Annotated in this window: 18 protein-coding genes and 1 tRNA gene; 7 read left to right on the top strand and 12 right to left on the bottom strand. The window is 70.4% G+C overall.

Going from position 1 to position 20691, the window contains the following annotated elements; genetic code table 11:
• Nucleotides 1–166 precede the first annotated feature (166 nt).
• Nucleotides 167–1267: an NAD(P)-dependent alcohol dehydrogenase gene (locus HD594_RS09590; protein ID WP_184750757.1), complete on the top strand. Its 1101-nt coding sequence runs from the start codon at nt 167–169 to the stop codon at nt 1265–1267.
• A 30-nt stretch (nt 1268–1297) separates the two neighbouring features.
• Here the strand turns inward: HD594_RS09590 and HD594_RS09585 are convergent, their stop codons facing one another.
• The 3 genes from HD594_RS09585 to HD594_RS09575 all read right to left on the bottom strand — a co-directional run bounded on the left by HD594_RS09585 (nt 1298) and on the right by HD594_RS09575 (nt 2969).
• Nucleotides 1298–1777: a cupin domain-containing protein gene (locus HD594_RS09585; RefSeq protein ID WP_184750756.1), complete on the bottom strand. Its 480-nt coding sequence runs from the start codon at nt 1775–1777 to the stop codon at nt 1298–1300.
• 120 nt (nt 1778–1897) lie between these two features.
• Nucleotides 1898–2635 (bottom strand): group I intron-associated PD-(D/E)XK endonuclease, encoded by a 738-nt coding sequence (locus HD594_RS09580; RefSeq protein ID WP_184750755.1) that lies wholly within the window; start codon nt 2633–2635, stop codon nt 1898–1900.
• Between the two features lie 260 nt (nt 2636–2895).
• A tRNA-Pro gene (locus HD594_RS09575) sits at nt 2896–2969 on the bottom strand.
• Nucleotides 2970–3219: 250 nt separating this feature from the next.
• Between HD594_RS09575 and HD594_RS09570 the strand changes: the two genes are divergently transcribed.
• From HD594_RS09570 to HD594_RS09560, 3 genes are all read left to right on the top strand, one after another.
• A complete protein-coding gene (locus HD594_RS09570; RefSeq protein ID WP_184750754.1) occupies nt 3220–3804 on the top strand; it encodes a GNAT family N-acetyltransferase in 585 nt (194 codons plus the stop codon).
• Nucleotides 3805–3898: 94 nt separating this feature from the next.
• Entirely contained in the window at nt 3899–4630 is a 732-nt protein-coding gene (locus tag HD594_RS09565; RefSeq protein WP_271171216.1) for a lysoplasmalogenase family protein, read from the top strand.
• A 12-nt stretch (nt 4631–4642) separates the two neighbouring features.
• A complete protein-coding gene (locus tag HD594_RS09560; RefSeq protein WP_184750752.1) occupies nt 4643–5014 on the top strand; it encodes an RNA-binding S4 domain-containing protein in 372 nt (123 codons plus the stop codon).
• Between the two features lie 61 nt (nt 5015–5075).
• Here HD594_RS09560 and adhE read toward each other — a convergent pair whose 3' ends face one another.
• From adhE to HD594_RS09545, 3 genes are all read right to left on the bottom strand, one after another.
• On the bottom strand, nt 5076–7775 hold the full coding sequence (adhE, locus tag HD594_RS09555; RefSeq protein ID WP_184750751.1) for a bifunctional acetaldehyde-CoA/alcohol dehydrogenase: 2700 nt from the start codon (nt 7773–7775) through the stop codon (nt 5076–5078).
• A 155-nt stretch (nt 7776–7930) separates the two neighbouring features.
• On the bottom strand, nt 7931–8836 hold the full coding sequence (locus tag HD594_RS09550) for an NUDIX domain-containing protein (RefSeq protein ID WP_184750750.1): 906 nt from the start codon (nt 8834–8836) through the stop codon (nt 7931–7933).
• A 62-nt stretch (nt 8837–8898) separates the two neighbouring features.
• A complete protein-coding gene (locus tag HD594_RS09545) occupies nt 8899–11379 on the bottom strand; it encodes an FAD-dependent oxidoreductase (RefSeq protein WP_184750749.1) in 2481 nt (826 codons plus the stop codon).
• A gap of 338 nt (nt 11380–11717) precedes the next feature.
• Between HD594_RS09545 and HD594_RS09540 the strand changes: the two genes are divergently transcribed.
• From HD594_RS09540 to HD594_RS09530, 3 genes are all read left to right on the top strand, one after another.
• Nucleotides 11718–13559, top strand: a complete 1842-nt coding sequence (locus HD594_RS09540) for a ribonucleoside triphosphate reductase (RefSeq protein WP_184750748.1) — start codon at nt 11718–11720, stop codon at nt 13557–13559.
• Nucleotides 13552–14313, top strand: a complete 762-nt coding sequence (locus HD594_RS09535) for an anaerobic ribonucleoside-triphosphate reductase activating protein (protein WP_184750747.1) — start codon at nt 13552–13554, stop codon at nt 14311–14313. Before HD594_RS09540 ends, HD594_RS09535 begins: the two co-directional genes overlap by 8 nt.
• Nucleotides 14314–14563: 250 nt before the next feature.
• Entirely contained in the window at nt 14564–14983 is a 420-nt protein-coding gene (locus tag HD594_RS09530) for a GNAT family N-acetyltransferase (RefSeq protein WP_184750746.1), read from the top strand.
• A gap of 150 nt (nt 14984–15133) precedes the next feature.
• On the opposite strand, the gene der is transcribed toward HD594_RS09530, so the two are convergent.
• From der to HD594_RS09500, 6 genes are read right to left on the bottom strand one after another with little or no spacing between them, the layout of a single operon-like run.
• On the bottom strand, nt 15134–16666 hold the full coding sequence (gene der / locus HD594_RS09525; RefSeq protein WP_184750745.1) for a ribosome biogenesis GTPase Der: 1533 nt from the start codon (nt 16664–16666) through the stop codon (nt 15134–15136).
• Nucleotides 16656–17357 carry a (d)CMP kinase gene (gene cmk / locus HD594_RS09520; RefSeq protein ID WP_184750744.1) on the bottom strand — a complete coding sequence of 234 codons (702 nt, stop codon included), beginning with the start codon at nt 17355–17357 and terminating at the stop codon, nt 16656–16658. The genes der and cmk overlap by 11 nt, the downstream gene beginning before the upstream one ends.
• Nucleotides 17350–18468 carry a prephenate dehydrogenase gene (locus HD594_RS09515; RefSeq protein WP_184750743.1) on the bottom strand — a complete coding sequence of 373 codons (1119 nt, stop codon included), beginning with the start codon at nt 18466–18468 and terminating at the stop codon, nt 17350–17352. Before HD594_RS09515 ends, cmk begins: the two co-directional genes overlap by 8 nt.
• Complete coding sequence (locus tag HD594_RS09510) at nt 18465–19271, bottom strand: pseudouridine synthase (protein ID WP_184750742.1); 807 nt, start codon at nt 19269–19271, stop codon at nt 18465–18467. The genes HD594_RS09515 and HD594_RS09510 overlap by 4 nt, the downstream gene beginning before the upstream one ends.
• On the bottom strand, nt 19268–19840 hold the full coding sequence (scpB, locus tag HD594_RS09505) for an SMC-Scp complex subunit ScpB (RefSeq protein ID WP_184750741.1): 573 nt from the start codon (nt 19838–19840) through the stop codon (nt 19268–19270). Before scpB ends, HD594_RS09510 begins: the two co-directional genes overlap by 4 nt.
• On the bottom strand, nt 19830–20660 hold the full coding sequence (locus HD594_RS09500) for a segregation and condensation protein A (RefSeq protein WP_184752728.1): 831 nt from the start codon (nt 20658–20660) through the stop codon (nt 19830–19832). The genes scpB and HD594_RS09500 overlap by 11 nt, the downstream gene beginning before the upstream one ends.
• Between the last annotated feature and the right edge of the window lie 31 nt (nt 20661–20691).

The raw sequence follows: 20691 nt of genomic DNA, 5'->3' as shown, positions 1-20691 counted from the left end.
GAGTAGGGAGCGGCGCTGGGCGCCGACCCAGCGGCCGGTATGAGAGGGCTATGCACCCGTCAGGCGGGAAGACGGTGTCGGCGTGCGCGGACGCGATGGTACGCAGAGACAGGAGCGGGCAGAGCATCAGCCCCGCGCACCCCGGCCCGAAAGGACATCGCCGCACATGAAGGTCACAGCCGCCGTACTCGAGGAGACGGGCCAGCCGCTGGGGTTCCACGAGCTGGAACTCGACGAGCTGCGCGTGGATGAGGTCCTGGTGCGCGTCGTCGCCACCGGCGTGTGCCACACGGATGCCGTCGTCCGGGACGGGCTCCTGCCGGCGCAGACGCCGGTCGTCCTCGGGCACGAGGGCGCGGGCATCGTCGAGCGCGTCGGGTCGGCCGTGACCCACCTCGCCCCGGGCGACCATGTCGTGCTCAGCGTCAACAGCTGCGGCACGTGCCGGTCGTGCCTCGCCGGCCACCCGACCGCATGCCTCGACTCGTACGTGCGTAACTTCGCGGGCACCCGCCCCGACGGCACGACCTCTTTCTCCGACGCGGGCGGAACCCCGGTCGGGTCGCACTTCTTCGGCCAGTCGAGCTTCGCCGAGCGCGTGAACGCGGCGGTTCGCAGCGTCGTGAAGATCCCGGAGGACTTCCCGCTCGAACTCGCCGGGCCCCTCGGATGCGGCATCCAGACCGGCGCCGGTTCGGTGCTCAATGTGCTGCGGCCCGATCCCGGGGGCAGCTTCGTCGTGTTCGGTGCGGGAGCCGTGGGGCTCTCGGCGCTGCTCGCCGCGGTGGCGCGCCGCGTGGGGACCGTCATCGCCGTGGACCTCAACGCCGACCGGCTGGCGCTGGCGACCGAACTGGGCGCCACACACGTCGTCAACGCCGCGGAGGAGGATCCCGTGGCCCGGATCATCGAGGTCACCGGCGGCGGAGTCCAGACGGCGCTCGACACCACCGGAAACGCGCGTGTGTTCCGGCAGATGATCGACTCCCTCGGCGTCGCCGGGCACGCCGGAGCGCTCGGAGCCTCCGCGGCGGGCAGCGAAGGGATCGTCGATCTGCCGTCGGCGCTCGGGCGCGGCATCCGCATCACCTGGATCGTGGAGGGCGACGCGATCCCGCAGCTGTTCATCCCCGAGCTCATCGCCATGCACCGAGCGGGCGACTTCCCGTTCGACAGGCTCGTGAAGACGTACCCCTTCACTGAGCTCAACGCGGCCTTCGACGCCTCGGAGTCGGGCGAGGTGATCAAGCCGGTCGTCGTGTTCTGACGCCCGCGGACCTTTCCCCCGGGGAGGCTCCTACTCCGCGTCGGGTTCGCCGTCGTAGTAGTCGACGCGATCGGTGTCGCGGAAGATCGTGGTGGTGCGCGTCGACGTGTACGCCATGGTCTTGCCGCTGTCGGGGTAGCCGAGGACGTCGGGGTCCGCCGTCGTGTCGAGGTCGACGTACCGCAGGGGCTCGGCGCCCGTGTTCGTCATGCGATGAGCGCCGGCCGGCCCGGGCGGGAAGACCACCACCTGACCGGGAACGACATCGAACTCGCCGCCGGGAGTGCGCACGCGCCCGGTGCCGGCGAGGATCACGTACGCCTCGGTGATGCCCGCATGCCAGTGATACGGGAACGCCGACTTGCCGGGCGCGATCTCCATGAACGACACGTGCAGCTGCGACCCCTCCTTCGGCGTCACCACGTGCTTGGCGAACACGAATCCGCCTCGCTCGACGCGCGTCGCATCGAAGTCCTCCTGCCCACCGTGCGCGACCTGATCGAACGTCATCGTTACCTCCTCGGGCCCGTGCCGCGATCCTACGACGATGACGGCCGCACGTCTCGGCCTCCTGGGCGCCGCGGGCCTGCGGCTATCGCTGGGCATGAGATCGGGATGCGGTCCAATCCATCAGCGGCCTCCAACGGGCAACCCTGCAACCCGGAAGCGAGCGTAGGCGCTCAGATGTATCGCATGAAGACCGCCGACGGCGGCGAGCGGAATCACGTAGTGGGCGAGGTCGCCATCAATGACGAAGAACTCATCGATCTCATCAGGCGAGTACGGGCGTCGCGCACTTCGCGACGTAGATAGATACGCCTTCCACGTCCCTGCCGCACGAGTAGTCGTTGTCTTCACCTGCACGCGTCGCATCTCTCCACCAGACGAAATGACGAGGTCGTACCGACTCGGCTCGAGCGGCCAACTCACATCGCACCCGCACATCGTGTACCAAGCCGCCGCGAGGAGCGAACCCGCGCGGTCAAGTCGCGAGGTGTCCGGTCGAAGTTCCGCATCCGCCGAAGCTGCCTCGCGCGGTGCCAAGTGGCCCGAGTCCACACCGAGACGCGCCGCGTGGCCCTGGAGCGCGGCGATCGCTGCCTCTCCGGCACCGTCCAGGGACCGGGCGGCCTCGTGCCAATCGGACGCCTCGGCGATGGACTGACGCAGTTCTTCGTCCACCCATCGACGTCGTCCGGTGAAGTGCTCGTAGCTGATTCCAAGCCGGTCGGCATGGGCGCGAACCGACCGCATCGCACCGGCAGAGGTCGACAAGAGACCGAGTTGGCGCAGCACGCCTCGCCACGATCGCGCCGAGGCAACTGCGCTCACGAGTTGACTGTCGCTGTACTTCCGTTGAGCGGACATGCATCGACGCTAGGAGGGGGCTCCGACGAGGGGCTCCACGCACCCGCCCCACCGGACGTCCGGCGGCACCAGATCCGCTGCCGAACGTCGCGAGAATCAAGCAGAGGGCCGGCCCTCTTCTCATTGCGTCGGGATGCGCCATGCCGCCCCTCCACACGCGGCTGCGCCGCGCGCGGAGCCTCCGGCGACACGGATCCCCCTTCCTCCTCGCGAGAAATGAGAAGAGGGCCGGCCTTTCGGCCGACCCTCTTCTCATTGCGTCGGGATGACAGGATTTGAACCTGCGACCCCCTGACCCCCAGTCAGGTGCGCTACCAAGCTGCGCCACATCCCGATGTCCTCGCCGGAGTGAAGACAACTCCCCTATCCTACCCGGTCCGGACCGTGCTCGCGAACCGCGGCCCGCTCCCGCGCGCGTCGTGGCGTGACGAGTGGCGGGGATCTTCGCCGACACGCCGCCGGCAGCCCCCGGCGCACGGCGAGTCTCCCCGCATCCCCGCCATTCATCACGTGGAGCCCGCCATCCGCGACCGCTGCGGCCCGGGCTCCTTGTCGATGTCGGCTGCCGCCGATACCGTCACCGCATGACGACGGTCACGATCGAACCGGCCACCGCCGACCGGTGGGACGACGCCCAGCACGCGCTCACGGGCGGCGGCGACGGCCGCAGCTGTCAGTGCCAGTGGTGGACGCTCACGAACGCGCAGTTCAACGCGGCGAGCGCCGACGAGCGACGCGCGCTCATGCGCGACGAGATCGAGACCGGTCCTCCTCCCGCGCTCATCGCCTACGTCGACGGCGAGGCCGCCGGATGGGTGCGCGTCGGCCCGCGCGCGGCACAGCCGCGCCTGGCCCGCACGAAGGCGTTCACCGCGATCTCGGTCGAGCCGTGGGACGACGCCGACGTGTGGGCGGTGACGTGCTTCGTCGTACGGCGGGAGCACCGCGACACCGGCCTCATGGCATGTCTCCTCGACGCCGCGATCGCGTTCGCCCGCGACGGCGGCGCACGCGTGCTCGAGGGCTACCCGATCGACCCGCACGCCGGGCGACGGGTCGGCTCGAACCAGCTGTTCACCGGCGTGGTGTCGGCGTTCCTCGACGCCGGATTCACCGAGGTCGGCCGCGACAAGCCGCATCGCGCCGTCATGTCGCTCGAGCTGAGCTGAGGCCGCGCACGCCCGCCCGCTTCGCGGCCGTACGATGTACGTGCGGGTCACCCTGCCCGCCGCAGCTCCACCCGGCTCGACACGAAGGAGTGCCGTGCACGCGCTACCCGCTTCGCCCCCGCATCCGCTGCCCGCCGTCAAGCCCCTCGCGGCCGGCTGGTGGTGGGGCTTCGTCCTGTACGTGTTCATCGCCGTCGTCCACATCGGCGCGCTCGCGATCGGCGACGACTCCGTCGCCGCGCCGTCGAAGCTCCTCCTCATGCCCGCCCTCGCCGCGGCGATCGTGTGGGCCGAGCGCGACCGCCGCTGGGGTGTCCCCCAGCTGCTCCTGCTCAGCGCGATCGCGCTGTCGTGGCTCGGCGACGGCGCAGCCTCGTTCTTCCCGTTCGCTCCGACCCTGCCCGTCATGCTGCTGTGCTTCGGCCTCGCGCACGTCGGGTACATCTGGCTGTTCACGCGCTACGGAGCCGTCCGGCGCACCCCCTGGTGGACCCTCGTCTACGCGGTGTGGTGGATCGTCCTCGTCGCCGTGCTGTGGCCGCGGCTCGGCGCCCTCGCGGTGGCCGTGGCCGCATACGGACTGGTGCTCGCGGGCACCGCGGTCACCTCGGCGCGCGGTCACGTCCTCACCGCCGTGGGTGGAGCGCTGTTCCTGGCGTCCGACACGATCCTGGCTTTCCTGCTGTTCACCCCCGAGCTCATGCCCGAGATCGCCGACGCGCTCGTCATGCTCACCTACTGCAGCGGGCAGGGCCTCATCGCCGTCGGCCTCCTGCTCAGCGGTCTCGCGGCGCGACGCCCGCGGAGCGAACCCTCGCAGGTCTGAGATCATGGCCCGATGACGGATGCCTCCGCCCGCGTCGACGCGTGGCTCTGGGCCGTGCGCGTCTACAAGACGCGTTCGCTCGCCACGACGGCGTGCCGCGCCGGCCACGTGCGCGTCAACGGCGAGCGCGCGAAGGCCGCGCAGAAGGTGAAGCCCGGCGACGAGCTGCGCGTGCGCATCAGCGGCTTCGACCGCATCCTCGTCGTCAAGTCCCCGATCTCCAAGCGCGTCGGCGCGGCGATGGCCGCGGACGCCGTCGACGACCGCACGCCTCCCCCGCCGCCGCGGGAGGAGATGCCTTTCGTCCCCATCCGCGACCGCGGCGCGGGACGTCCGACCAAGCGCGAGCGGCGCGAGATCGACCGGCTCCGCGGCCGCGACTGAGCCGGCCGCGCACGCCGACGCCCCGCCCGGAGCATCCGGGGCGGGGCGTCGCTCGTTCGCGTCAGGCGCGCTGCTCGGCCGAATCCGAGGCGCGGACCTCCCCTGTCGCGTCGAGTGCCGCGGCCACCTCACCGCGGTGCGAACGGACCTCATCGAACGACGTGCCGTAGTAGGCCGCCTCCATGAGGGTCTTCATGTCGGCCAGCATCGGCATCCGCGGGTTCGCGGGCGCGCACTGGTCCTCGTAGGCGGCCATGGCCAGCTCGTCGAGACGGCCGATGAAGGCCTCCTCGGCGACGCCCTGCGCCTGGAACGACCGCTCGATGCCGACGGCATCCCGCAGTTTCTCCACCGCCGCCGCGTACGACTCCACGCCCTCTTCGGGAGTGGCCGCCGGCAGACCCAGGTGCTGCGCGATCTCCTGGAAGCGCTCCGGGGCGATGTAGCGCTCGTACTTCGGCCAGCTCGTGAGCTTCGACGGCACACGGCCGTTGTAGCGGATCACGTGCGGCAGGTACACCGCGTTGGTGCGGCCGTGCACGAGGTGGAACTTCGAGCCGGTCACGTGCGCCATCGCGTGGACGATCCCGAGGAACGCGTTGCCGAACGCCATACCCGATAGGGATGCCGCGTTGTGCATCTTCTCGCGAGCACGGATGTCGGCCGGGTCGGTCGAGCCGGGCACCGCCTTTGCGCTGCGCTCGATGTTCTCGAAGATCAGCTTGATGGCGTGCAGCGCCAGGCCGTCGGTGTAGTCGTTCGCGTAGACCGACACGTACGCCTCGGTGGAGTGCGTCAGCGCGTCGAATCCGGCATCCGCCACGAGGAACGCCGGCAGGGCCGAGGTCAGCAGCGGGTCGACGATCGCGACCGACGGGGTCAGCGCGTAGTCGGCGAGCGGGTACTTCATGCCCGTCTCGTCGTCGGTGATGACCGCGAACGGCGTCATCTCGCTGCCGGTGCCCGAGGTCGTCGGGATGCAGACGAGCTTGGCCTCCTTGCCCAGGTCCGGGAACTTGAAGGCGCGCTTGCGGACGTCGAAGAACTTCTCGCGCATGTCCGAGAACTGCACGTCTGGGTTCTCGTACAGCAGCCACATGACCTTCGCGGCGTCCATCGGCGAGCCGCCGCCGAGGGCGATGATCGTGTCGGGCTTGAATTGGCGCATCTGCGCAGCGCCCGCCTGGACCGAAGACAGCTTCGGTTCGGGCTGCACGGTGTCGATGATCTGCAGGTGCACGCGGTTGCGGCGCCGGTTCAGGACGTCGATGACCTTGTCGACGAAGCCGAGCTTGGTCATTCCGCCGTCGGTGACGATCGTGACGCGCTCGACGCCCTTCATGTCGATCAGGTAGCGGATGGCGTTCGGCTCGAAGTAGGTCTTGGCCGGAACCTTGAACCACTGCAGGTTATTGTTGCGCCGGCCGACGCGCTTGATGTTCAACAGGTTCACCGCCGAGACGTTGTTCGAGACCGAGTTGTGTCCGTACGAGCCGCAGCCCAGGGTCAGCGACGGCATGAACGCGTTGTAGATGTCGCCGATGCCGCCGAGGGCCGAGGGCGCGTTCTCGATGATGCGGACCGCCTTGACGCGCAGCGCGAAGTCCTTGATGACGGCGGGGTCGTTGCTGTGCACGGCGCCGGAGTGGCCGAGACCGTCGAAGTTGACCATCTGCTCCGACAGGTGGATGCCCTCCTCCGCGTTCGCGGCGCGCAGCACCGCGAGGACCGGGGCGAGCTTCTCGCGTGTGAGGGGCTCGTGCGGGCCGACGCCCGACACCTCCGCCAGCAGCACCGACGTGTCCTCGGGAACCGTGAAGCCGGCCTGCTCGGCGATCCACACCGGCGACTGGCCCACGACCTTGGCGTTGAGCTTGGCCTCGCCGCAGTTCTCGGCGCACGCCTCGACACCGAAGATGAACTCCTCGAGCATCGCCTTCTCGGCCGGCGTCACCGTGTAGGCGTGCAGGCGCTCGAACTCGGCGAGGGCCTCGGCCGCGATCGGCTCGTCGAGGATGACGGCCTGCTCGGACGCGCACACCATGCCGTTGTCGAACGACTTCGACAGCACGATGTCGTTGACGGCTCGGCCGACCTTCGCGGTGCGCTCGATGAACGCCGGCACGTTGCCGGCCCCGACGCCGAGGGCGGGCTTGCCGCACGAGTACGCCGCGCGCACCATGGCGTTGCCGCCGGTGGCGAGGATGAGCGCGACATCCGGGTGGTTCATGAGGGCCCCGGATGCCTCGAGCGACGGGTGCTCGACCCACTGGATGCAGTTGGCGGGGGCGCCGGCGGCGATCGCGGCGTCGCGCACGATGGTGGCGGCGTCGACGGAGCAGTTCTGGGCCGAAGGGTGGAACCCGAAGATGATCGGGTTGCGGGTCTTCAGCGCGATGAGCGACTTGAAGATGGTGGTCGAGGTAGGGTTCGTCACCGGCGTGATGCCGGCGACGACGCCCACGGGGTCGGCGATCTCGGTGATGCCCGAGATCTCGTCGGTGGAGATGACCCCGACCGTGCGCTGCTTGATGATCGAGTGCGTGACGTGCTCGCACGCGAACATGTTCTTCACGGCCTTGTCCTCGAACAGTCCGCGGCCGGTCTCCTCGACGGCCTGGACGGCGAGCTCGCCGTGGTTGTGGAGCGCGGCGACGGACGCCTTGCGGACGATGTGGTCGACCTGCTCCTGGGTGAAGAATGCGTACTCGGCGAGCGCCTCCTGCGCCCTGGCGACGAGTGCGTCGATCTCGGTGGACATCTCTCCTCCAACCGGCGGCCCGGGCACCTCACCCGCGCCCTTGCCTGACACTCAGGGTACTCCTGTGGTCAGACCACATAGGGACTTTAGTCCCATGGAGTGAGGTCAGGCGTTTCGACCCGAGTGGACGAGCATGGGAGCGCGCCGAATGCCGCTCAGTCCGCGAGCAGGTCGGTCAGCCATCGCGCACCGCGGACGCGTGCCCCGGCTTCGGTCACGCGCGCGGCGAGCTCTCGATCGCCGGTCACGACGTCGACGGCGTGCCCCGACGCGACCAGGCGGTGAGCCTCCGCGGCGATCGCGTCGTCGCCGCCCGCCGATGCGCGCACGACCCCGATGCCGTCCGGGGCGGCATCCGCTCCCCTGGCCTCACCCTCGAGGACGACGGACCACTCGGGGAACCAGCGGTCCTCGGCCATGTCGAGGGCGGATGCCGCGATGCCCGCCGACGCGAGCCTGTCGATCCGGCGGACGAGACGCGACGCCGCGCCCGCCCGGTCACGCCACCACCCGTCGGGGACCGACCCGACGACGTTCGCGGCGTCGACGACGACCGCGGGGCGCACATCCACCAGCGACCGCAGCCGCCCCCACGCCTTCTCGAAGCCGGGATGGAGCGGGTACGCCGCGACATCGTCGACCGGCACCCACTTCAACTCGACGCTCTCGGGGTCGCTGATGACGGGCTCGAAGGAACGTGTGACGTCTGCGACGACCGTCGCGTAGCTCCAGTAGCCGAGGTCGAGGACGCTCATGAATCGGGTGCGGATGTCCCGATGCGGCACGCCGGCCTCCTCCTTCGCCTCGCGGACCGCCGCGTCGTGCGCCGACTCCCCCTCGTGACGCGCACCTCCCGGAAGCGCCCACGTGCCGCCGAAGTGGCTCCACGACACGCGGTGCTGCAGCAGCACGCCGCGGGTCGGGTCGACCGCGAGCAGGCCGGCAGCGCCGAACCGGCCCCAGTACCGCTCGCCCGTGGGGGCGACGACCCAGGCGTCGCCCGGGTTGCGGGCACCCAACGGGCGCCGGGGCGGTCCCGGTGTCGGCTGCTGGGCGGTCACCCAGCCAGCCTGTCACACCGTCGAGGCACCCCGGCGCGCCCGCATCCGAGTTCTGATGATGTTCAGATGAAGAGGGTCGTGCCCGACTTCTGCGCCTCGCCGAGGAACGTCGCCACGCCGCCCAGCTCGATGCCCTCGAGCAGGTCGGACTCGGCGATCCCGAGGAGGTCCATCGTCATGGTGCAGCCGATGAGCCGCGCCCCGTCCTCGCGCGCCGACTGCATGAGCTCGGGCAGCGTCTGCACCGAGTGGTCCTCCATGACCTTCTTGATCATCGCCGGGCCCATGCCGGCCATGTTCATGGTCGACAGCGGCAGCTTCTCGGGCCCGGAGGGCATCATCATGCCGAACATCTTGTCGAGCACCTTGCGATCGCGCTTGGGCGGATCCTGCCGGCGCAGCGCGTTCAGGCCCCAGAAGGTGAAGAACATCGACACCTTCTGGCCCATCGCCAGCGCGCCGTTGGCGATGATGAAGGCCGCGAGGACCTTGTCCATGTCGCCGGAGAACACCACGAACGAGACCTGGTCGAGGCTCTGCCGGGCCACCCCGCCCGCCGGGGCCCCGCCGCCCTTGCGGAACGTCGCGACATAGCCGGGTCCTTCAGGAGTCATGGCGAGCAGCTCGTGGCCCTTCGTCGACGCCCACGCCGGGCCGTCGGCGGCGAAGCCCGGGTCCGACACGTGCACGACGACGTCGTCGCCGGGCTGGACCTCGTCCATCTTCTTCGCGAGCTTCATGATCGGACCGGGGCACGCCAGGCCCGTGCAGTCCAGCTCGACGATGGCACCGGTGCCCTGTGCCGACTTGATCAGGTCGACCGCCTCGGCGTACGCGATCTCGGGCGCCTTGACGGCCTCGCCGACCGGCTCGAGGTCGTGCCAGAAGCGGAACGTGTGGGATCCGCCCGACAGCGTCTTCACGTCCTCGAATCCGCGCTGCACGAGCAGACGGTAGGCGAGGTAGCTGCGGAAGCCGACGGCGCAGTACAGCCGGATCGGCACGCTCTTGTCCCACGACTCGACGACGGCGCGCATCGTCCCCAGCGGCACGCTCTCGGCGCCCGGGATGTGCCAGATGTCGTACTCCTCGGGTGTGCGCACGTCGATGATGCGCGCCCCCTCGACGGTCTCGGGGAAGTCCTTCGCGTACCAGAGGTTCAGGTCGCCCCTGAAGACGTTCGTCGCCACGAAGCCGGCCATGTTGACCGGGTCCTTGGCCGAGCCGAACGGCGGCGCGTACGCCAGCTCGAGGGTCTCGAGGTCGTGGACCTTCGCGCCCAGGCGGATCGCGGTGGCGAAGACGTCCAGGCGCTTGTCGACACCGTCGAAGCCGGCGATCTGAGCGCCGAGGACCTTGCCGTCCTCGGGCGAGAACAGCAGCTTGATGTGCATCATCGCTGTGCCCGGGTAGTACCCGGCGTGACCCGACGGATGCACGTGCACCGTGCGGTACGGCACGCCGGCGCGCTCGAGCTGACGCTCGGTGGCCCCGGTGCCGCCCGCGGTCATCTCGAACACCTTCACGATCGAGGTGCCCTGCGTCGAGAGGTACTCGGTGTCGCGGCCGCAGATGTTCTCGGCGGCGACGCGCGCCTCGCGGTTCGCGGGCCCCGCCAGCGGAGTGATCCACTTGCCCGGCAGCACCGTGTGATCGGTCTCGACCGCGTCGCCCGCGGCCCAGATGTTCGGGTCGGAGGTCTTCATGTGGGTGTCGACGACGATGCCGCCCCGCTCGCCCATCGCCAGGCCCGCCTCGACGGCGAGGCCCGTGTTGGGGCGGACGCCGGCGGACATGATCACCAGATCGGCGTCGAGCGTCTTGCCGTTGTTCAGCTCGACGCGCAGGCTCCCGTCCGGCCGCTTCTGGAAGGCGGCGGCGGCCGTGCTGAGGATCAGTTCGACACCGCGTCCGCGGATGTGCTGCTCGACGGGGATCGAGACCTCCTTGTCCAGCGGCGGCATGATCTGGTCGCTGAGCTCGACGACCGTGACCTCGGCGCCGCGGTGGCGGAGGTTCTCGGCCATCTCGAGGCCGATGTACCCGGCGCCGATGACGACCGTGCGCACGGGCTTGTTCGTCCCCTGCGCGGACGCGAGCGCGGCATCCAGATGCTGCTTGATCTCGTCCATGTCGGTGATGTTGCGGAGGACATGGATGCCGGGCAGATCGATGCCCGGCAGCGGCAGGTGCAGCGGGTCCGCTCCCTGGCACAGCGCCAGCTTGTCGTAGGACTCGGTGTACTCCTTGCCGGTGCCGACCTCGCGGACGGTGACGGTCTTCTTCTTCGGGTCGATCGCCGTGACCTCGGTCGAGACGCGCACGTCGATGCCGAGCGACTCGTTGAGGCTCTCGGGGGTCTGCAGCAGCAGGCGGCTGCGATCGGTGATCACACCGCCGATGTGGTACGGCAGACCGCAGTTGGCGAACGAGACGTAGCCGCCCCGCTCGAACACGATGATCTCAGCGGCCTCATCCAGGCGTCGCGCACGAGCGGCGACCGATGCGCCTCCCGCGACTCCTCCGACGACGACGAGCTTCATGGCTGACTCCTTCTCCGGTGCCGGCCGCGGTGGCCGGACCACAACGTCACGTGTCGAACATACGGTCTGGGGTATCGCCGCGGAAGGCCCTTGGTCCCGATGACAGTGTGGTATGACCACACTCGGAGAGTGAGCGTCCAGCGTCGATACACCCGAGCCGGCACCTCCGGTGCGCGCCACGCGGACGCCTGTCGGCACCCACAACGCGCACCCTCATCACACGGCCCGAACATGTGGCCTGACCACATAGTCCGTGCGGGTCGCTCCATCGCGGGAGTACGGTGTGCTGGCGCTCCGCGACGGCGCGGAGTCCCGATTTCCGTCGAAGAGGAGCGCCCATGGACACCACCGTCCCCACCGCGACCGCACCGCGCAGCATCCCGGTGGCCGCGACGATCGACGAGTACCTCGCCCAGAGCGATTGGCGCGTCAACGCCAACGCCAACCAGGGCTACTCGCTGGGCGGGATGATCCTGAACACCGCCGGCAAGCTCGTCGCCAACTACTGGCTCGACGAGATCTACCCGCCGGCGGCGAGCCCCGCCCACCGCGAGGGCGACATCCACATCCATGATCTCGACGTCTTCGCCGGCTACTGCGCCGGGTGGTCGCTGCGGGCCCTGCTCGAGCAGGGATTCAACGGCATCCCCGGCCGCATCTCGTCCGGACCTCCCCGGCACCTGTCGACCGCCACCGGGCAGATGGTCAACTTCCTGGGCACGCTCCAGAACGAATGGGCCGGCGCCCAGGCGTTCAGCTCCGTCGACACCTACCTCGCCCCGTACGTGCGGGTGGACGGGCTGGAATACGAGCAGGTTCGCCAGATCATGCAGCAGTTCGTCTTCGATCTGAACGTGCCCTCGCGCTGGGGTACGCAGACCCCGTTCACGAACCTCACGTTCGACTGGACGTGCCCCGATGACCTCGCCGAGGAGCACCCGCTCGTCGGCGGCCGCGTGTGCGTCTTCGCGTACGGCGACCTCGCCGAGGAGATGCGGATGATCAACCGTGCGTTCATCGACGTGATGAGCGCGGGCGACGTGGACGGGCGCGCGTTCACCTTCCCGATCCCGACCTACAACATCACGCCCGACTTCGACTGGGACTCTCCCGAGGCCGATGCGCTGTTCGACATGACGGCCCGGTACGGACTCCCCTACTTCCAGAACTTCCTCAACTCCGAGCTGGATCCGCACATGATCCGCTCCATGTGCTGCCGGCTGCAGCTCGACCTGACCGAGCTGCTCAAGCGCGGCAACGGCCTGTTCGGCTCGGCCGAGCAGACCGGATCGGTCGGGGTCGTCACGATCAACTGCGCACGGCTCGGATACCTCCACGCGGGCGATCTGGACGGCGCGCTGGCGCGGCTCGAGGAACTCGCCGACCTCGCGCGCGACACGCTCGAGGCCAAGCGCGCCATCATCTCGCACCACATCGAGGGCGGGCTGTTCCCGTACACGCGCCGGTACCTCGGAACCCTCGAGAACCACTTCTCCACGATCGGCGTCAACGGCGTCAACGAGTTCGTCCGGAACTTCACCGCCGATCGCGCCGACGTCTCGACCCCCGAGGGAATCGCGCTCGCGACCCGGCTGCTCGATCGCCTGCGCGAGCTGCTCGTGGAGTACCAGGAGCACTCCGGGCACATGTACAACCTCGAGGCGACGCCCGCCGAGAGCGCGACCTACCGGTTCGCCAAGACCGACATCGCCCGGTTCGGCGACGCGATCATCCACGCCGGGACCCCCGAGAACCCGTACTACACGAACTCGTCGCAGCTGCCGGTCGGCTTCACCGACGACCCGTTCGAGGCGCTGACGCTGCAGGAGTCGCTCCAGCAGAAGTACACCGGCGGCACCGTCATGCACTTGTACCTGGGCGAGGCCGCACCGTCGGGCGCGGCGTGCAAGGCGCTCGTGCGGCGGTCGCTCGAGCGCTTCCGCATCCCGTACCTGACGATCACGCCGACGTTCTCGATCTGCCCCGTGCACGGCTACGTCTCGGGCGACCACGCCGCCTGCCCGGCGTGCGGACGGGAGTGCGAGGTGTGGACGCGCGTCATGGGCTACTTCCGCCCCGTCTCGTCGTTCAACATCGGCAAGCGCGGCGAGGCCGCCGAGCGCGTGTACTTCTCGGCCGACAAGCTGCTGGACCGTGAGCCGGAGCCGGCGCATGTCTGAGCGGTCGGATGCCGCGGGCCGCCGCCCGGCGCGCCCCGAGGACCTGCGCATCGCGGGGATCACCCTCTTCTCCACGGTGGACTGGCCCGACCGGCTCGCGGCAACCCTGTTCCTGCAGGGGTGTCCGTGGGACTGCTTCTACTGCCACAACCCCGCCCTGATCGATCCCCGCGCCCGCGGAAGCGTGTCGTGGGACGACGCCGTCGCCGACCTGGAGTCGCGTCGCGGCCTGATCGACGGCGTCGTGCTCTCGGGCGGCGAGCCGACGATGCAGCGCGCGACGCTGCCGGCCATCCAGGAGCTGCGGCGCCGCGGCTTCGCCGTGGGTCTGCACACCGCCGGCGCCTTCCCCCTGCTGCTGGCTCGCATCCTGCCGTTCGTGGACTGGGTGGGTCTCGACATCAAGGCGACGGCAGACGAGTACGCGACCGTGACCGGGCGCGCGCGCAGCGGTGAGCTCGCGTGGCGTTCGCTCGAGCTCGTGCTCGCGAGCGCCGACCTGCGGCGCGGGACGCGGCATCCGCTCGACTACGAGGTCCGCACGACCGCCCACCCCGCGGCGACCGATGACGAGGAGCTGTGCCGCCTGGGCGACGACCTCGCCGGCCGCGGCGTGTCATCGTGGGCCGTCCAGCGCGCCCGCAGCACCGGCGCGCGCGCCCCGCTGCCCCGCGTCGAGGCGCCCGACGCCGGTGCACGCCTCGCCCTGGACGGTCTCCCGTCCGACCGCTTCGCGCACCTCACCGTGCGCTGAACCGCTCGCCGCGAGACTCTGGATTGTCGGCGAGCCCCGGGGTTCTCGGCGAGACGCTTCCGCGGGGAGCGCGGTCTCGGCGAAAGACGTGGGTCTCGGCGAAAGACGTGGGTCTCGGCGAAAGACGTGGGTCTCGCGAAGCGGTCGACGGGCGCGGGCAGGGCGTCGGCCGTGTCGCGGGGGCCACACGGTGTGGAGCGGACCGGACCGCGGGGCGTGCGCCGCGCGCCAGTCCGGGCAGAATCGGCGCATGGAGTACGAGCTCGACGACTCGCCCGATCGCGTGCAGCGCGACGCGGTGTGGGCGTTCCTGTCCACCGAGGCGTACTGGGCGCGCTGGCGCAGCCGGGCCGATCTCGAGGCCCAGCTCGACAGCGCATGGCGCGTGGTGGGCGCCTATCGCGGCGACACCGGCGAGCTCGTCGGCTTCGCCCGGGCGATCTCGGACGGCGTCGCGTTCGCGTACCTCGCCGACGTGTTCGTGGCCGCCGGCCACCGCGGGCGGGGCCTGGGCCGTCGCATCGTCGCGCGCATGATCGACGAGGGTCCCGGCCGCGACTTCCGCTGGACCCTGTTCACCGGCGACGCCCACGACCTGTACGCCGAGTTCGGATTCACCGCGCCGGACGCCACCGCGATGGTGCGCCGCGCCGCTCCTCACCTGCGCTGACGACGTCACCGCATACAGCATCCGCCTCGGCCCACTCCGGGCACTCCCCAGCGGTCACCGCGCGATAGCACCCGATCCGGGCCCGAACGGGTGCTATCGCGCCGTCACGTCAGATCTGCGAAGAGGGAGGGAACTGGGGGGTGGGAGGGGTCAGCGCTTGCGGCGCTCGCGCACGCGCATGTTCGTCACGATCGGCGTGCCCTCGAAGCCGTACAGCTCGCGCAGGCGGCGTTGCACGAAGCGGCGGTAGCCGGGGTCGAGGAACCCGGTCGTGAACAGCACGAAGGTCGGCGGGCGCGTGCTCGCCTGCGTGCCGAACAGGATGCGCGGCTGCTTGCCGCCGCGGAGCGGATGCGGGTGCTCGGCGACGAGCTCCGACAGGAACGCGTTGAACTTGCCGGTCGGGATGCGCTGATCCCACGAGGCCAGCGCCGTCTCGAGCGCCGGCACGAGCTTGTCGAGGTGGCGCCCGGTGCGCGCCGAGATGTTCACGCGGGGCGCCCAGGCGACGTGCGCGAGGTCCTGCTCGATCTCGCGCTCGAGGTAGCGGCGACGGTCCATGTTCTCCATGTCGTCGTCGTTCAGGCGGTCCCACTTGTTGAACGCGAGCACGAGCGCGCGGCCAGACTCGAGCACGAGGTCGATGATGTTGAGGTCCTGGACGCTGATCGGCTGCGACACGTCGAGCACGACGACGGCAACCTCGGCCTTCTCGAGCGCGGCGGACGTGCGCAGCGACGCGTAGAAGTCGGCGCCCTGCTGCAGGTGCACGCGACGACGGATGCCGGCGGTGTCGACGAACCGCCACATCTTGCCGCCGAGCTCCACGATCTCGTCCACCGGGTCCCGGGTGGTGCCGGCGAGGTCGTTGACGACGACCCGCTCTTCGCCGGCCGCCTTGTTCAGCAGCGACGACTTGCCGACGTTCGGCCGGCCGAGGATCGCGACGCGGCGCGGCCCGCCGACCTCGGCCTTGGCCACCGCCGAGACGTCGGGCAGCACCTTCATGACCTCGTCGAGGAGGTCGGCGACGCCGCGGCCGTGGATGGCCGAGACCGGCTGCGGCTCCCCCAGGCCCAGGTTCCACAGCGCCGCGGCCTCGGGCTCCTGGCGGGAGTCGTCGATCTTGTTGGCGACGAGGAACACCGGCTTGCCGCTGCGGCGCAGCAGCTTCACGACGTGCTCGTCGGTGCTGGTCGCGCCCACCATGGCATCCACGACGAACAGGACGACGTCCGACAGGTCGATCGCGATCTCGGCCTGCGCGGCCACCGACCGGTCGATCCCCTTCGCGTCGGGCTCCCACCCGCCGGTGTCGACCAGCGTGAACCGCCGGTCCAGCCACTCGGCCTTGTACGACACGCGGTCGCGGGTCACGCCCGGCGTGTCCTCGACGACCGCCTCGCGGCGGCCGAGGATGCGGTTCACGAGCGCGGACTTGCCGACGTTGGGTCGCCCGACGATCGCGACGACGGGCAGGGCCGGATGCAGCTCCACGCCCTCGTCACCCGCGGTGATGCCCGCGAGGATCGCGGCATCCTCGTCGTCGAGCTCGTAGTCGTCGAGGCCCGCACGCAGCGACGCCGCGCGTTGCTCGATGAGCGCGTCATCGAGGCCGGCGAGGGTCTCGGCGAGGTGATCCTCGCCCTCGTAGTCGTCGAATTCGGTGTCGTCAGCGGCCATCGGCGGCTCCCGTCGTCGGCGCGAGTGCGGAGGCCACGACGTCGAGCACCGCGGTCACGGTCTGCTCGAAGTCGAGCTCGGTCGAATCCACCACCGTGACGCCGGGGGCGGCGGTGAGGAAGTCCACGACCTTGGAGTCCGCCGCGTCGCGCTGCGCCATGGCGTTCGCGACCTGGACGGCGTCGTGGTTGGTCAGCTCGGCGCTGCGGCGCGCGGCGCGGACCTCGGGCGACGCGGTGAGCAGGATGCGCACGGGCGCGTCCGGGGCGACGACCGTGGTGATGTCGCGTCCCTCGACGACGACTCCCTCGCGGCCGGATGCCGCCACGAGCGAGCGGAACAGACCGTTGGCGGACTCGCGCACGGCGGGCACGCGCGCCACGCCGCTGACGGCGTCGCTCACGCGCGGCTCGCGGATCGCCTCGGTCACGTCGGTGTCGCCCACCTCGACGCGGTACGCGTCGGGGTCGAGCGCGATGCCGAACTCGAAGTCGCCCGTCACCTCGAGGACGCTCATCGCGTCGGACGTGTCCACGCCGTGCTCGAGGGCGTGCCACGCGAAGGCGCGGTAGGCGGCGCCGGTGTCGAGGTAGCCGAAGCCCAGGCGGCGGGCCACCTCCCTCGACACGCTCGACTTGCCGCTGCCGGCGGGCCCGTCGATCGCGACGATCATCGGAACGCTGTCAGTCATTGGTACTCGCAATCTTCCATCCGCGGGCGGTGAGCCCGTCGATCGCACGCTGCACCGCACCCGGGACCACGCTGATCTCGGCGAGGCCGAACAGCGCTCCGGGCGAGTGCTCCATGCGGAAATCCTCGACGTTGACGTCGAGTGCGCCGAGGTCGCCGAACAGGCGCCCCAGCTGACCGGGACGGTCGTCGACCATGACGACGACCGGCTCGAAACGTCTGTTCTGCCCGTGCTTGCCGGGAAGCCGCTCCACGCCCTGGTTGCCGCGGCGGATCGTGTCGGCGACCGCGCGCCGCGCACCGGGCGCGTCGGGCTCGCGCAGCGCGTCGGCGACGTCCGACAGATCGCCGGCGAGTGCATCGAGCACGTCGACGACCGGGGCGGCGTTGGCGCCGAGGATCTGCACCCACAGTTCGGGGGCGGATGCCGCGATGCGCGTCGTGTCGCGCACGCCCTGCCCGGCGAGCCGCAGGGATCCGTCGGGGGCGTCCACGAACCGGCCGGCCAGCAGGCTCGCCACCAGCTGCGGGACATGGGAGATCAGGGCGACCGAGCGGTCGTGGTCCTCGGGCGTCATCTCCAGCGGCATGGCGCCGAGGTCGAGGGCGAGACCCTCGACCAGGGCGAGGTCCGCCGCCGACGTCTCGCCGTCGCGGCACACGACCCAGGGACGGCCGACGAAGATGTCTGCCCGTGCGGCGATCGCCCCGCCCCGCTCGCGACCCGCGAGGGGATGGGAGCCGATGTAGCGGGCGATGTCGACACCGCGCTCGCGCAGCGTGCGCAGGGGCTCGAGCTTGACGCTCGCGACGTCGGTGACGACGGCGTCCGGGTGGGCGGCGAGCTCGCGCTCGATCACGTCGGCGGTGACATCGGGCGGAACCGCCACGACCACGAGCGACGGGCTGTCGTCCTCGCGCGCGACGCGCCCCGCACCGTAGTCGACGGCGAGCCGAAGCTGCGCGGGCGACGAATCGGCCAGCGCGACGTCGACGCCGAGACCCGACAGCGCGTGGCCGATGCTCGATCCGAGCAGGCCCGCGCCGACGATGCGCACGGTGCCGTGCACGCGCGCGGCGGCGCGCGCGTGTGCTGCCGAAGTGTCGGTCACGTGGTCTCCTGATCAGGTCGCGACCGTGGGTCGTCCTCCGCCGCGTTCGGCGGGACGTCGCTCGTCGCCTGGCGCGCCAATGTCAGCAGCGCACCCCGCTCCACTTTAGTCAACTCGCGAGTGCGCCCGGCTGGAAGAGTTCCCAGGTGGAGGGGACCGAACTGCCGGCGCACGAGCTCGACGACCGGGTGGCCGACGGCCGCCATCATGCGCCGCACGATGCGGTTGCGGCCGGAATGCAGGGTCAGCTCGACGAGCGAGCCGCCGCCTTCGGCGGAAGCGGTCAGCAGGCGCGCCTTGTCGGCGGCGATCGGGCCGTCCTCGAGCTCCACGCCCTTCGTCAGGCGTGCGATCGTCTGCGGGGTCACGCGGCCCTCGACCTTGGCGATGTACACCTTCGTCACGCCGAACGAGGGGTGGGCGAGGATGTGCGCCAGCTCACCGTCGTTGGTGAGGACGAGCAGCCCGCTGGTCTCGGCATCGAGGCGGCCGACGTTGTAGAGCCGCTCCGTCCACTCCTTCGTGAACCGCCGCAGATCGGGACGACCGCGGTCGTCCTTCATGGAGCTGACGACGCCGGTGGGCTTGTTGAGCATGATGTAGCGCTTCGTCTGGTCGAGCTGGACGGCGGTGCCGTCCACGTCGATCACGGCCGTCTCGGGATCGACGCGGGTTCCGAGCTCGGTGACGACCTGTCCGTCCACGCGCACGCGACCTTCGACGATCAGCTGCTCCGCGACGCGGCGCGAGGCCACGCCGGCGTTCGCGAGCACCTTCTGCAGGCGCACGCCGGTCTCGCTCATCGCGCGACCTCCTCGTCGAATCCGCGGGCGCCGTCGTCGAGCAGCGGCGAGATGTGGGGCAGCTCGTCGAGGGAGTTGATGCCCAGGTGCACCAGCAGGGCGTCGGAGGTGCCGTAGTGGATCGCACCGGTCTCGGGGTCGGCGAACCTCTCCTCGATGAGCCCGCGCGACATCAGGGTGCGTACGACCGAATCGACGTTGACGGCGCGGATCGCGGCGACCTGGCCGCGCGTGACGGGCTGCTTGTACGCGATGACCGCGAGGGTCTCCAGCGCCGCCTGCGACAGGCGGGACGGCGCCTGCGCCCCGACGAAGTCCTTCACGACGCCGTCGAGCTCCTCGCGGACGTAGAGCCGCCAGCCTCCGCCGACCTCGCGCAGCTCGAAGCCCCGGCGGGGGCCGCCGGCCAGTCCGTCGTAGTCGGCGACGAGCCCCTCGATCGCCTGACGCACGGCCGGGACCGGCGCGCCCACGGCCGTCGCGAGGCTCACCAGGCTCTGCGGCTCGTCGACGACCAGCAGGATCGCCTCGAGCCGCCGGGCGACGTCGCTGAGGATGTCATCGGTCATAGTCGGCTCCCAAGCTCGCGAGGTTCTCATCGGACCACCGTTCGGCGGTCCAGCGCAGCGTCAGCTCCCCCAGCGGCTCCAGCTGCTCGAAGCCGATGGCCGAGTGGCGGTACAGCTCGAGCACCGAGAGGAACCGTGCCACGACCACGCCGGACTGCGCCACCCCCGACACCAGTTCGCGGAACGACATCGTCCCCGCATCCCGCAGCAGCGTGACGACGATGGCGGCCTGCTCGCGGATGCTGATCAGCGGCGCGTGCAGGTGATCCAGGCCGACATGCGGGATCTCCTTGGGCGAGAACGCCAGGACCGCCAGGGCCGCGAAGTCCTCCGCGCTGAGCGTCCACTTCAGCTCGGGGACGGCGTCCCGGTATTTCTGCTCGAGCCGGACCTGCCGCACGTGACGGTTCTCCTCGCGGATCAGGCAGCGCGAGAACCACGCCGAGACCTCCTTGAACGCCCGGTACTGCAGCAGGCGCGCGAAGAGCAGGTCGCGCGCCTCGAGAAGCGCGACGGACTCGGCATCCACCAGCTCTCCCTGCGGAAGGAGGCCGGCGACCTTCATGTCCAGCAGCGTCGCGGCCACGACGAGGAACTCCGACGCCTCGTCCAGCTCCTCGGGGCTCAGGCTCCGCAGGTAGGCGATGAACTCGTCGGTCACCTTCGACAGCGAGACCTCGGTGATGTCCATCTCGTGCTTGGAGATGAGGTTCAGCAGCAGGTCGAACGGCCCGTCGAAGTTCGCCAGAGAGACGCGGAATCCTTCGTCCCCGCCGTCGCCGAGGACCGGCCCACCGGACTCGCTCGGAATGGAGCCCACATCGGGCGCACCGAGGTCCGGGGCGTCCGGC

It is taken from the genome of Microbacterium thalassium (assembly GCF_014208045.1).
GTDB lineage: Bacteria > Actinomycetota > Actinomycetes > Actinomycetales > Microbacteriaceae > Microbacterium > Microbacterium thalassium.
This window is presented reverse-complemented; position numbering and strand designations above follow the sequence as displayed.